Here is a 13,401-nt window from a genome sequence, read left to right as displayed (position 1 = left end):
AATCACTGATATCTCTGCGTCGCAACAGCCGTCTTTTTCAACAGAATCGGCCCTTCTGCGACATTCGACCTGACCTCCATAATCTCTGCCTTCGAGGGGCTAAGCGGACATAGCGCCAGGGCAGCGCGGTCCCGCGCCAACCTCGCAGGCGTCACCATCGCGACACGGGGACGGGCGAACGGCGCGAGTTCGTAGGAAGGCCGTACAGCGCGCCGGAAGCGGCAGGGCTAACAGCAACGCCCGGACCGCAGCGGCGGCGGCAAGGTCGCAGAGTGGCCGTTACAGCGACGGCGCAGAGAGGAACGAAAGGTCACCAGATCGGGCCGCGCCAGCGCATAGGGTGAAATAGGGCCTAATAGGGCCCGGCGGGTTTCGGGCGGGCTCTCCGTTTTCCAGCCACGACCGAGAAGTTCCTTTGTTTACAGGGGCTTAGGCCGATTTCCACAGCCCCGAAAAGCTGCTTGCAGAAAGGACCACACGGTTTTGCCGTACGCACGGTTCGCTATTCGCAGCAGTTTTTCCAACCCTGTCGACGGAGCCGGAAACTTGCTGGCGAGACGAACCTGACAGCGCCGTTCGTCTACACGAAGCCTTGGGGCTCACGGAGAGCAATCCGCCCTGCCCGAAGCTTTCGCGCCCGACGCTGCCGCGTCCACCGCAACCCGGCCCGCGTTTCGAACGACTCGCGAACCGCCCCTCTTCCTCAGGCCGGGCTGTTTCGACGTATGCCGCAATTCCGAATTTCGGTAAAGTGGAATATTTTTGCGGGAAGGGGTTGACGAACGAGCGACACAGCAAAGCTCGTAGGGTGGGTTAGCCTCAGCGTAACCCACCTCTTTCGTTTCCACACTGACAGAAATGGTGGGTTACGCCAGCGGACTGCGCTTTGCGCAGCCGCCCGCTAACCCACGCTACGCTGCTGTGCCCACCGCAATCTCCGGGATCCGCGCGGCTTCCATCGGCTGCTTGCCGCGGATGAGGTCGGAGGCGCGGTCGGCGATCATCATGGTTGACGCATTCAGGTTCGCCGAGATCATGCGCGGCATGACGGAGGCATCGATGACGCGGAGGCCCTCCAACCCGTGGACGCGGAGCTGGTCGTCGACGACGGCCCACGTGCTCTCCGCCGGACCCATGCGGCAGGTGCAGCCGGGGTGGAAGGTGGTGGTGCCGCGCTGGGTGGCGGCGTGAAGGAATTCGTCGTCGGTGTTGACGTTCGGGCCGGGGAAATCCTCGTAGGCGTAATAGGGCGACAGCGGCGCGGACTTCAAAAGGCGTCGCGCCAGCTTCATGCCGCCGACGATGACGCGACGGTCGAGCTCGGCGTCGAGATAGTTGGTCTGGATGATCGGCGGCGCGAACGGATCATTGGAGCGGATGCGGACATAGCCGCGGCTCTCGGGGCGCTGCTGCCAGGACGCCACGGTCATGCCGGGTTCGTCCTCGAGCTGGCCCTGCACGCCTTCCTTGTAGCTCGCCGGCGTGAAGGTGAGCTGCAGGTCGGAACTCTCCGCGCTCTCTCCGGAGTGCCAGAAGCAATAGACCATGGTCGGTGACAGCGAGAGCAGGCCGCGGCGCGCGGTCGCCCATTTCAGCGCCTCGATCCACAGAGAGAAGCCGCGGCGAAGCTCGTTGATGGTCTTGATGTCCTTCACCCGCGCCACCGTGCGCGGCGCGTAATGGTCCTGCAGGCCTTCGCCGACCGGCAGCGCGTGGCGCACCTGGATGCCGTGGGCCTGCAACAGATCGGGCGAGCCGATGCCGGAGAGCTGCAACAGCTGCGGCGAATTATAGGTGCCGCCGGAGAGGATCACTTCCTTGTTGGCGCGCACCTCGACGGGATGACCGCCGCGGCCGCCCTTCATGTAGCGCACGCCGACGGCGCGCTTGCCCTCGAAGACGATCTCGGTCGCATGTGCGTGGGTGTGCACATGGACGTTGGGACGCTTCATCGCGGGCCTGAGGAAGGCGGTGGCGCCGGAGACGCGCAGGCCGTTATTGATGGTGCGCTGGCAGTAGGAGACGCCTTCCTGGGTCTTGCCGTTGTAGTCGGGGTTGCGGGGGATGCCGAGCGAGACCGCGCCTTCCATGAAGGCCTCGCAGAGCGGATCGCGCCACTCCATCGTGGTGACGGTGAGGCTGCCCTCGCGGCCGCGATAGAGCGCCTCGCCCTCGCCGACGCGCTTCTCCAGCCGCCGGAAGTAAGGCAGCACGTCGGCATAGCCCCAGCCGCGATTGCCCATCTGCGCCCAGGTGTCGAAATCCATGCGCTGGCCGCGATTGTAGATATGGCCGTTGATCGAGGACGAGCCGCCGAGCGTCTTGCCGCGCGGCGCGTAGATGCTGCGCCCGCCGGTCCAGGGCCCCGGCTCCTGCTGGTAGGCCCAGTTGATGCTCTTCATGTGGAAGGTCTTGATGAAACCCGCCGGCAGGTGGATGTAGGGGTGCCAGTCGGAAGGGCCTGCCTCCAGCACGCAGACGCTGGTCGCGGGGTCTTCGCTGAGCCGGCTGGCGAGCACGCAGCCGGCAGAGCCCGCGCCGACGATCACATAGTCAAATCTGTCCATGGTGGCAGCGTCCTTAGCGCGCAATGAGTCTCAGTTGAATTGGTGCCGGAAGCGGGCGCTCCTCACCTCTCCAGGCGGGAGCGGTGACCGAGCGAGCAGCAAATCTGGAGCACATTATAGCTAGCGCGGCTTGTCGTTGAGTTGAAATTCGAGATGCGCCTGGACCGTCGGCCATTCGGCGGCGGTGATGCTGTAGACCACGGTGTCGCGCAACGTGCCGTTCGGCCCGACCTGGTGGCTGCGCAAAATGCCGTCCTGCTTGGCGCCGAGGCGCTCGATGGCGCGGCGGCTCTGGTGGTTGAAGAAATGCGTGCGGAACTCGACCGCGATGCAGTTCAGGGTTTCGAAGGCGTGCCGCAGCAGCAGGAGCTTGCACTGCGTGTTGAGCGGGCCGCGCTGCGCGCTCTTGCCGTACCAGGTCGAGCCGATCTCGACCCGGCGGTTGGCGGCATCGATGTTCATGTAGGTGGTCATGCCGACGATCCTGCCGGCGGCATCGAACACGGTGAACGGCAGCATCGAGCCTGCGGCCTGAAGGCTGAGACGGCGATCGATCTCCTTGCCCATGTTCTCCGGCAGCGGGATCGCGGTGTACCAGAGTTTTGACAGATCGCCGTCCTTGACGGCCTCGACCAGCCCCTCCCGATGCTGATGCGACAGCGGCTCGAGACGGGCGTGCTGTCCGCGCAGGGTGATGGGGTCGGGCCAGGGCATTGAAAGTCTCTCCTTGCGTCATTGCGAGCGAAGCGAAGCAATCCAGAGTCTTACGGCGGAGGCAGCCTGGATTGCTTCGTCGCCAGCGCAAAATTGCTTCGCAATTTTGTCGCGGGCTCCTCGCAATGACGGCTTGGCTCACTTGTTCAAGAAATTCAACGGCAAACCGCCGCGCGGCCAGTCCATGGCGATCAGTTCGCCCTTGCCTGACAGGGTGATGTAGGCGGTCTTCAGCTCGGGGCCGCCGAAGGCGATGTTGGTGGTGACGCGGTCGCCGGTCGGAACCTGCTCCACCAGGGTGCCGTCAGGCGCGATCACCGAGATGCAGCCGGAGACGAGGGTGGCGACGCAGACATTGCCGTTCGCCTCCACCGCGAGCGAGTCGAACATCTGGTAGCCGCCGAGGCCGCAGATCGGCTTGCCCCGCTCGCCGCGATAGATCACCTCGCGCGGCTTCAGCGTGCCCGGCGCGGAGAGCTCATAGGCCCAGAGCCGGCCCGTCGGCGTCTCTGCGATATAGACCGTGTTCTCGTCCGGCGAGAGCCCGATGCCGTTCGCGGGCAGCACGCCATGCACGATCTCGACGATCTCGGTCATGCCGGGCTTGAGATAGTAGATGCCGCCGACATCCATTTCGCGCGCGCGGCGTTTTCCAAGGTCGGAGAACCAGAGGCCGCCCTGCTTGTCGAACACCAGATCATTGGGCCCGCGCAGATCGTGCTCGCCGCATCTGGTCACGACGGTCTCGACCTTGCCGGATTGCAGATCGACGCGCTGGATCGAGCCGCCGCGGTAATCGTCCGGCTGCGGGCCCGGCATGATCATCTTGCCGGCCGGAAGCCAGGAGAAGCCGCCATTGTTGCAGATGTAGATCTTGCCGTCGGGCCCGAGCGCGGCGCCATTGGGGCCGCCCGGCACCTTCGCGACGATCTCCTTGCGGCCGTCGGGATGAACACGGGTCAGGCGCTGGCCGCGGATCTCCACCAGCACGACCGAACCATCCGGCATCACGACCGGCCCTTCTGGAAATTCGAGGTCGGTGGCGAGAACGCGGACGTTGGACATGTTGGGACCCTCCCGGCTGCTTGTTATGACTTGCACGGGATGTCCGGCACGGGCCCACACGCAAGATTTGCCTGCGGTTATGACAAAGTCGCCGGGGCTTGCCAAGCAAGCGGGACGGTATGCCAGCGTTGCGGAAGCCCCCTACTCCCTCACCGGCATCCAGATCTCGAAGCCGCCATTTCCGGTTGTTGGATCGAACTTCTCGTCATAACGCTCGAAGTTCGGTGCGTCCGCGGCTTTAAGGCCGGAGGCCGGCAGCCACTGATTCCAGATCGTGTTGACCGTGCGGCGGATCGAGGCGACGTGATCGGCGTGGGTAAAGACGGCGTAGCGCTGCTCGGGGATGCGAATGCGACCGAAGCGACGCGGCAGGTCCGAGAAATCGGCGACCTCGACGCCGGCGATGTAGTCGAAATTGCCGGCATCATCGCCGTTGCAGCAAACGCCGTAGGCGACGTTACCGACGCGCGCGGGAATGTCGGCGACCTCCTGGTGAAAGCGGTGCCATAGACCGGGGATCATGGCGCCATTGTCGCAGGAGATGCGCTCGGCGGGACCGGCGACCAGGAAGGCCTTTGCGGTTTCGAAACGCGGCGGGGCAAGATGGTCGAGCATGGTGGAGTCCATGAGGATCGCCTCCTGAAGCTTGAGGTGGCGCACACACGTTGCCGCCCTTACCGCTTCGGGCGTGGTGCCGAAGTGGTCGCGGAACGCGCGGGTGAATGCTTCGTGCGAGCCGTAGTCCGCCTCCAGCGCCAGTGACAGGATGTCCGGCGCACCGTTCGCAAGACTACGCGCGGCTTCCGTCAGCCGCCGCGCGCGCACGTAACGCATCACCGGAAGACCGGTGGCTGCGGCAAACGCGCGCACGATGTGGAACCGCGACACGCCTGAGATCGCAGCGATCTCGTCGAGCGTCATCGGCTCGGCCAGATGGCTCTCGATATACCAGAGCGCGCGCTGGGCTGGGTTCACGGTGGTTCGTCCTCGTTCGAAGCGCGGCCATGATGCGCAGCAATGCCGCCGGCCCGCTTGATCGGCATTGCGGTCCTGACATGAGGATAGCCGGGCAACGGCTACTGGCAACATCCGGGCGTTCGTGGCTACACTCCCGGCGTCTCTGAAACCGCTCACCAGAAAGCACGGAGGAACCGCGTCATGGAAGTTACAGATGTGCGGGCGCACCATATCCGCATCCCCTATGACGCCGGTGTCGCCAGCTTTCGCCAGGGCGCTTCCGCAATTACCGCGCTCGACATGGTGCTGGTCGAGGTCACGACCGATGCCGGGCTGACCGGCTGGGGCGATGCCTTCGCCTATGTCTGCCCCCGCACCACGCGCAGCGCCGTCGAGGAGATGATCGCGCCGCAGGCGCGTGGGCTGAAGGTACCTGATGCGGCCGGCATCCCAGGGGTCATGGAGCAGATCCAGCGCAATCTGCATCTGTTCGGCCGCTACGGCGTCACCATGTTCGCGATCTCCGGACTCGACATCGCGCTATGGGACCTTGCCGCGAAGATCGAGGGCGTGCCGGTCCACCGCTTGCTCGGCGAGACCAGGCGCACGGCCATTCCCGCTTACGCGAGCCTGCTGCGGATCGGCTCGCCCGACAGCATCGCCACCGAATGCAGCAAGACGCTCGCGCTCGGCTATGGCGCCATCAAGCTGCACGAGACCACGACACCGGCGGTGTTCGCCGCACGCGAGGCGATCGGGCCGACCATTCCGCTGATGGTCGACATGAACTGCCCGCTCACCGGCGAGCAGGCGATCGCGTTTGCGAAGACATGTGCGGACGCGAAACCGATGTTCCTGGAGGAGCCGGTCTGGCCGCCGGAAGACTTTGCTGCGCTCGCCGACGTCCGCAGCAAGGGCGGGCTCGACATTGCCGCCGGCGAGAATGCCTGCACGGAATATCAATTCCGCCAGATGATGAATGCGGGCGCGGTGAGCCACGCCCAGCCCTCGGTGATCAAGGTCGGCGGCATCACGGAGTTCCTGAAGGTCGCGGCGCTGGCCGATCAGTTCGGCGTCAAGATCGTGCCGCACTCCCCCTATTTCGGTCCGGGCCTGCTGGCGACGCTGCATCTCTTGTCACTGCGCGAGGACGGGCTCGTCGAGATGTTCTATTTGAAACGCGAGGCCTGCCTCTGGGGCGGCCGCGCCGATGCCGATGCGACCGGCCATGTCGCGGTGCCGAGTGGCCCTGGACTTGGCTACGATCCCGATCGCGGCGTGATGGAGCGATATCGCGTCGCGTGATCGCCGCGCCTTATTTCGTAGCGTCCTTCGCCGCCGCCGGCGCGTCCTGCTTCTTCTTCGCATCGTCGCCCGTCTTCACTTGGGCGGCCTGGAGATCGGCGAGCGTCTTCTGCAAGCCGGCGAGGCTCGTCTTCAGCGTGTCGATCTGGCGATTGGCCGCGTCCAGCTTCTGCTGATGATCGAGCGTGAGCTTGGTGATAGACTTCTGCAGGAAGTCGACATTGCTCTGCAGGCAGCTCGTGCGCCGCTCCATGGTCTTCTCGACGGTGCAGATCTCGATGCCGGGCACGTCCTGCGCGCGGAGCGGCAGCGGCGCCAGCGCTGCGAGCAGCAACATTGCGAAACAGACGCCGGCGCTTCGGAGCAGCATGAAAGGTTCCTCGTCAATCGATCACATCAATGTGCGCTTTTTGCGCGCAAGCGGATGAGGCTACCACACTCGTACCGCATTCTCGCGTGAGCTTGCGCCTGTTCCCTGGGACGGGGAGCGATGATCGGCACGCGGAAAGAAGTGGGCGTTCTTTCCGCGGCTTTGTTTAGGGGAGATTTTTGGAATGGCAACGCGCGATAGACGTCTGGCGGAATTCGATGGCACCGGAGAACCACCACCCGGCCTTGCGGTCGAAGTGTTGTGCGAGGACCACAGCGGAACGTATCAGCTGCCGTTCGCCTGCCGTTATGTGGAGGGACGCTGGCGCAACCACGAGGCCGGCATCGCGGTCGAAGCAACCGTCATCGGCTGGCGTCTGCCGCGCGTGAAGCAGCGCGGCGCCGCCTGACGGCGATCTGTGTTTCAAAATGCGACGGGGCCGCGCTCCCGCTTTAACCTTCGGAACGCGGCCTGAACGAATCACGTCCGAATCGGCCGTAGGGCTTCGTACGCATCTGTTCACGGCTAGATGTCGCCAGCCGGCCGCCCGCGCGCACAATATCTGCGCAGCGCAGGATTGGATTTGGGCCGGGTATTGGCGGCAAAAGTTAACCGCATCAAGGACATGGCGAGGGCACGCCACGTGCCTGCCGAGCGACGGTCGCCAGCTCTCGAAACGGGCAGGACGGCGCGAGACCTGCCTAATATTCGACCTCGAGCTCCTCGATCTCGGCCGGCTCTTCCCGCGCCGCCGCGATCCATTCCTGCATCTCGGGCATGGCCATAATGGTGTCGGCATAGGCCTTCAGCGGCGGCGCAAGCTTGACGTCATAGGTGACGAAGCGCGTTACCACAGGAGCGTACATCGCATCCGCCATGGTGCGCCGCTCGCCGAACAGGAAGGGGCCGCCCGATTTCTCCAGGCAGTCGCGCCAGATCAACCAGACACGGTCGATGTCGGCCTGTGCGCGCGACCAGATCTTGAAGCCGGGAAAGTGTCCCTTCAGGTTGACCGGCAGCGAGGCGCGCAGCGTGGTGAAGCCGGAATGGATTTCGCCCGAGATCGAGCGGCAATGCGCGCGCTGGATGCGATCACCAGGCAGCAGCCCGGCGTCCGGCATCACCTCGTTGAGATATTCGGCGATCGCCAGCGTATCCCACACCACGGCGCCCTCGTGCCGCAGGCACGGCACCAGGATCGAGGACGACAGCAAGAGGATTTCGGCGCGCGCGGACGGATCGTCTGGCGCGGTGACGATCTCCTCGAAATCGAGCCCGGAAAATTTCGTCAGCAGCCAGCCACGCAGCGACCAGGACGAGTAGTTCTTGCTGCTGATGGTCAGTGTCGCCTTCGCCATTTGGCCCTTCCCTGCGCCTGATCTCGACACCCGCTCGCCCCGCGGGCGTGCCCATGAGCCGTGCTCCCCGCGACATGAGGAGCAAGCGATGTGCCAGTTTCGAGGGCGGTCCCGCTCCCGTCTGGCTTCGATATTGCATAATGGCCCGGGGACAGGTGGGCGTTTCAGTATGATGTCGATGTATTATCAGGCCTTCCAGAACCATATGGACCTGACCGCGCCATGGCGGGCGGGGGCTTCGTCCGCGCTCAAATTCCTCAACCTGGTACCGCAGGGCGTGTCGCATCAGGTGGTCGGCCGGCTCTCGGCGGCGCTGGAGCTGATCTCGCGCTCCACCCTCACCTATGATCGCCCGGCCTACGGCATCGACAGCGTGATGGTGGGCAATCGCGAAATCGGCGTCACCGAGGAGATCGCCTACGCGACGCCGTTTGGCTCGCTGCTGCACTTTCGCAAGGACGGCGTGGGCGAGCAGCCGCGCATGCTGCTGGTGGCGCCGATGTCGGGCCACTTCGCAACACTGCTGCGCGGCACCGTGAAGACGCTGCTCCAGGACCACGACGTCTACATCACCGACTGGCACAATCCGCGGGACATTCCCCGCAGCGAGGGCCGCTTCGGGCTCGACGACTACACCGAGCATCTCATCGATTTCCTCGGCCAGCTCGGCCCGCGCCCGCACATGGTGGCGATCTGCCAGCCATCGGTCTCCGCGCTCGCGGCCGCCGCGATCATGTGCGAGGACAACCACCCCTCGCGGCCGGCGACGCTGACGCTGATGGCCGGGCCGATCGACACCCGCATCCAGCCGACCAAGGTCAACGACTTCGCCAAGAGCAAACCGATCGAATGGTTCGAGCGCAACCTGATCAATTACGTGCCGATGCAATGCCGCGGCGCCTTGCGCAAAGTCTATCCCGGCTTCGTGCAGCTCACCGCTTTCGTCTCGATGAATCTCGAGCGCCACATCAAGCAGCATCTCGACCTCGCCAACCACATCGCCAAGGGCGAGAAGGACAAGGCCGCCAGCATCAAGACCTTCTACGACGAATATTTCGCGGTGATGGACCTTCCGGCGGAGTTCTACATCGAGACCGTGCGCGACGTGTTCCAGGAGCACCTGTTGCCGCAGGGCAGACTGATGCATCGGGGACGCCCGGTGAACACCAAGGCCGTCAGCCGCATGGGGCTGATGACGGTCGAGGGCGAGAAGGACGACATCTGCTCGATCGGCCAGACCCTCGCCGCGCAGGACCTCTGCACCGGCGTGCGCGCCTATCGCCGCGTCCACCACATGCAGGCCGGCGTCGGCCATTACGGCGTGTTCTCGGGCAAGCGCTGGAACAACGAGATCTATCCGCTCTTGCGGGATTTCGTGCACGTCAATTCGTGACCGTCATCGCCTGGCCCCAGGCGCCGGCTTGGGTCACGGGACGTGCCTTAATGCTCTTGCTTGAGCAGCTCTTTCGCTTCTGTGACTTCGGGAAGATTTCGCTCCGCATCGAATTCGGCGAGCACGGGAACGAGCAGTTCGGATGCCGCGCCCGCTCGACCATTCCTCTTGTGCAGGCGCGCAAGTCCAAGGGCGCTGCGCAGCTCGAAAGTCTTCGTCTGCTGGCTTCGTGCGATGTCCAGCGCTCGCGTGAGGGCATTCTCGGCACCGGAATCGTCCGGAGGGTCATGGCGCAACAAAAGCTCGCCGCGGACGCGGTGCAGCTCGGCATCAAGCCAACGCTGACCGGATTGCTCCGCCCATGCAATCAGCTCACTCAAGATTTCGAGCCCGGTTTCGACTTGGCCCACCTCTGCGTCCGCCATGGCGACATGCATTCCCCAAAACGGTTCACAGAGGTAGCAGTCATTCTCGTGCAGCAAGGTCCAGCCGCGGCGCATTTCTGCCAGTCCGGCCATTCGCTCGCCGGCACGCCATCTGGCCAGTCCGTTCAGGTAGGTGCCGGCGGCCACATAGAGCGGCATCGTGTGGTCGCGCGCGAGACCGAGCGCCAGGATCGTCTCGGTTTGCTGCAACAAGCCCCCGCACAGTCCGTCGAACACAGCGCGATGAACAAGCGCATTGGCCTGGGAAAGCGCCCGTTGTTCTCCGGAAGCACGCACCGCTTCGGCGGCGAGCTGGCGTGCGCGGCCGATCCTGCCCAGCGGCCAGAGTACCAAGGCAAGAAACCTCATGATCACGAACGGAAGATCCAGCGCCGAAGCCCTGAACATCGCCGGATCCGGCTCGGCACCATAGATGTCCAGTGCTTGCTCGAGATGCCTCTGCGCCTTCAAGTAATCACCGCCGAACCAGCAGGTAACCCCGCCTGTCCAATGGGCAACGATGGCGACCACCGGTGAGTCCGGCCGTCGGTCAGCGGCGCTCTTGATGGCATCCGCCAGCTCCCGCATCGGAGCGAGCTCGCCGTGTGTCAGGCAGGCATTGAAGAGGCCCGAATGGACCGGCGCAAGTTCAACGGGATCATTGATGTCGGCTGCGAACTGTCGGGCGCGCGTCCATGCGGCTACCGTTTCGGGAGCGCTGTGCCCGAGGCTGCCGCGCAATGCACGGCCATATGCGATTTGAAGATGCAGCCTGCTCATCATTCGGCGGGGCTCATCAGGCAGTTGATCCGCCGTCGCAACCGCCTTGCCGAGATGCGCGATCGCCTCGGCATAGGCCGAGCGTTTTAGGGCCTGCTGGCCCGCCTTGCGCCACCATTCGAGCGCGACCTCGCTCAGACCCGCCTCGGTGAAGTGATGTGCCAGAACTTCCGGCTCGGTCTCGGCCACGATCGGAAACTTCTCGCGCAGGACATCACCGATGCGCTTGTGAAGCAGCTGCCGCTTGCTCCTGAGCAGGCCCTCATAGGCTGCTTCCTGAACGAGAGCGTGCCTGAAGCTGTAGTTTGCTTCGGGCGGAGCCCCGCGACGCACCAGCAGGTCCGCCTCTTCGAGCTGCGCTAGCGCGGCGCTCAGCGTCAGATCATCGCGTCCCGCCACATATCTCAGTAGCGCGTAGGAAAAGTCGCGGCCGATGGCGGCGCCGATTTGCGCCACCTCCTTGACTGGAGCCAGCCGGTCGAGCCGCGCCATCAGCGAATCCTGCAGCGTCGCGGGAATAGCGAGCGGCGGGAGCGGACTATCGAGGCGATAACGCCCGGCGTCCTCGACGAGCAATCCGGATTCCAGCACCATCTTGGTGAGTTCCTCGACGAATAGCGGGACGCCATCCGTCTTGTCGATGATCTGCTTCATCATCTCCCGTGGCAGCTGGCGGCCGACGGTCACCTGCTCGACCAGCGCACGCGTGTCCTGCGGGTCTAGTCGGTCGAGCCGCAACAGACTGACGTTGGCAAGGCCCGACCATGAGGGCTCGAACTCTGGCCGGGATGTCGTGAGCACGAGTATCGGCAGTCCCCTGATCCGATCAACCGCAAGATCGAGCAATTCAAGTGTCGTGGCATCGGCCCAGTGCATATCCTCGCAGATGATCAGCAGCGGCTGCTCTCGCGCCAGCCCCTCGAGCTGATCGAGCAGGGCGGCAAATGTCTGTCGCCGCTGCTGCGCCGGGCTCAAACCAAGCGGCGGACAATGGTCGCCGGTTGGAATCGAAAGGAGAGCCGCAATCAGCGGTGTCGCTCGGGCGACCTGCTGCGTTCCAAGCGCCAGCATAGCCTCGAGCTTATCGAGCTTTTGCCCGGGCGTGTCGTCCGGGCGGATGCCGGCGGCGCGCTCGAGCTGCGCGACAAAGGGATGAAGCGCACTGTTGGTGTGGTAGGGTGAACACTGATATCGCACCCGGCGGTGCGTCCCCAACGCGGGGCTTTCCGACAGCGTTGCGACCATGCGCGACTTGCCGATGCCCGCTTCGCCCGAAATCAACAGCATCTGGCCTCGCCCCTGCCATGCCAGTTGCTGGCGCGACAGCGCGAATTCGATCTCCTGCTTGCGGCCGACAAAGCCGATCGAGCGTGCAGCACGAACCGCCTCGAAGCGACTCTCCGATGCGGTCGTTCCCTCGACCGCCCAGACCGCAATGGGTTCGGCTATCCCCTTGACCTCGCGGCGGCCGAGATTGCGAAGCGCGAAGAGATCGCCCAGCAGCCGGCGCGTCGACGAGGCAACGACGACCGCTCCCGGCTCCGCCAGGCTCTGGAGCCGGGCAGCGAGGTTCGGTGTATCGCCGATCGTTCCGTGCTCCTCTGACGCATCTCCGCTGACGAGGTCGCCGACCACCACAAGTCCGGTCGCGATTGCGATCCGCAGTTCGACCCTTTCGTCCGCGCCTGTTTTGAGTTGCCCGACCGCAGAGATGATGTCGAGGCCCGCTCGCACTGCCCGCTCCGCATCATCCTCGTGGGCGCGAGGATAGCCGAAATAGACGAGTATTCCGTCACCAACGAACCTGGCTATCCTGCCGTCGTAAGCAGCGATGACGCTCGCGCAGGCGGCGCGGTAGGCGCGGATCACTTCCCACATATCTTCGGGATCGAGCCGCGCCGAGAGCGCAGTCGAGCCGACCAGATCGCAAAACATAACGGTGAGGTGACGCCGCTCAGCGTCTTGAGGAGGAGCGGGCGATGCGATCAGCGCGGCTGGATCGAGGTCGGCAATAGCACGCAGCATTTTGCGGCGATGGCCGAGCAGCACTCCGAGCTTGTCGAAGTCGTCGTCCATCAGTTCGGGAAGGACGCCCATGTCGATCCCATTTTGGGCAAAACGCTCTGCGTATTGCCCAAGCCCCAGCTTCTCGAGCCACTCCGCAATCTGCATTGGCTCCACCGATCGTGCGGTTGGCGGTTAGCAGAATTTTGGACCACGGCACGCGGGAACAATATCCCAACGCCACCATGATCGCACGCCTTGTTTGTTGCGCGACAACTTAGGTTGTTCGGTACGCTTCCAAGCAGGAACGTCGTTCGATGCGAACGTCTGCGCTACTAAAAATCGTCTGCACGTAGCGTCGAACGACAGAGGTTCCGATCGTCAATGACTCCTTCAGATCTGAAGCCGAATCCGGCACCTGGGCTTTTGCCCGCGCCAAGATGCCCGGCATGCGCTTTTTCCG

Annotated in this window: 10 protein-coding genes; 3 read left to right on the top strand and 7 right to left on the bottom strand. The window is 64.3% G+C overall.

The genetic code is table 11. From position 1 onward, the window contains the following. Positions 1-911: 911 nt before the first annotated feature. The 4 genes from AAE027_RS29640 to AAE027_RS29625 form a co-directional block, all read right to left on the bottom strand. Positions 912-2,567: a GMC family oxidoreductase gene (locus tag AAE027_RS29640; protein WP_370989487.1), complete on the bottom strand. Its 1,656-nt coding sequence runs from the start codon at positions 2,565-2,567 to the stop codon at positions 912-914. 120 nt (positions 2,568-2,687) lie between these two features. Continuing rightward, complete coding sequence (locus AAE027_RS29635) at positions 2,688-3,281, bottom strand: GNAT family N-acetyltransferase (protein WP_370989486.1); 594 nt, start codon at positions 3,279-3,281, stop codon at positions 2,688-2,690. A gap of 138 nt (positions 3,282-3,419) precedes the next feature. Continuing rightward, positions 3,420-4,346 carry an SMP-30/gluconolactonase/LRE family protein gene (locus AAE027_RS29630; protein ID WP_370989485.1) on the bottom strand — a complete coding sequence of 309 codons (927 nt, stop codon included), beginning with the start codon at positions 4,344-4,346 and terminating at the stop codon, positions 3,420-3,422. 141 nt (positions 4,347-4,487) lie between these two features. Then, positions 4,488-5,321, bottom strand: a complete 834-nt coding sequence (locus tag AAE027_RS29625; RefSeq protein WP_370989484.1) for an AraC family transcriptional regulator — start codon at positions 5,319-5,321, stop codon at positions 4,488-4,490. Between the two features lie 183 nt (positions 5,322-5,504). On the opposite strand from AAE027_RS29625, the gene AAE027_RS29620 reads away from it, so the two are divergent. After that, positions 5,505-6,608, top strand: a complete 1,104-nt coding sequence (locus tag AAE027_RS29620) for a mandelate racemase/muconate lactonizing enzyme family protein (protein ID WP_370989482.1) — start codon at positions 5,505-5,507, stop codon at positions 6,606-6,608. A gap of 10 nt (positions 6,609-6,618) precedes the next feature. Here AAE027_RS29620 and AAE027_RS29615 read toward each other — a convergent pair whose 3' ends face one another. Beyond that, positions 6,619-6,978, bottom strand: coding sequence for a hypothetical protein (locus AAE027_RS29615; RefSeq protein WP_370989481.1), 360 nt, complete (start codon positions 6,976-6,978; stop codon positions 6,619-6,621). A 184-nt stretch (positions 6,979-7,162) separates the two neighbouring features. On the opposite strand from AAE027_RS29615, the gene AAE027_RS29610 reads away from it, so the two are divergent. After that, positions 7,163-7,387 (top strand): hypothetical protein, encoded by a 225-nt coding sequence (locus tag AAE027_RS29610; RefSeq protein ID WP_091879473.1) that lies wholly within the window; start codon positions 7,163-7,165, stop codon positions 7,385-7,387. A 292-nt stretch (positions 7,388-7,679) separates the two neighbouring features. On the opposite strand, the gene AAE027_RS29605 is transcribed toward AAE027_RS29610, so the two are convergent. Beyond that, positions 7,680-8,336, bottom strand: coding sequence for a glutathione S-transferase family protein (locus AAE027_RS29605; RefSeq protein WP_370989480.1), 657 nt, complete (start codon positions 8,334-8,336; stop codon positions 7,680-7,682). A gap of 169 nt (positions 8,337-8,505) precedes the next feature. On the opposite strand from AAE027_RS29605, the gene AAE027_RS29600 reads away from it, so the two are divergent. Next, positions 8,506-9,729, top strand: coding sequence for a polyhydroxyalkanoate depolymerase (locus tag AAE027_RS29600; protein ID WP_128945781.1), 1,224 nt, complete (start codon positions 8,506-8,508; stop codon positions 9,727-9,729). 47 nt (positions 9,730-9,776) lie between these two features. Here the strand turns inward: AAE027_RS29600 and AAE027_RS29595 are convergent, their stop codons facing one another. Continuing rightward, positions 9,777-13,106: an adenylate/guanylate cyclase domain-containing protein gene (locus AAE027_RS29595; RefSeq protein ID WP_370989478.1), complete on the bottom strand. Its 3,330-nt coding sequence runs from the start codon at positions 13,104-13,106 to the stop codon at positions 9,777-9,779. Positions 13,107-13,401: the final 295 nt, after the last annotated feature.

The sequence above is a fragment of the Bradyrhizobium sp. DN3 genome (genome assembly GCF_041357655.1).
Classification (GTDB): Bacteria; Pseudomonadota; Alphaproteobacteria; order Rhizobiales; family Xanthobacteraceae; genus Bradyrhizobium.
This window is presented reverse-complemented; position numbering and strand designations above follow the sequence as displayed.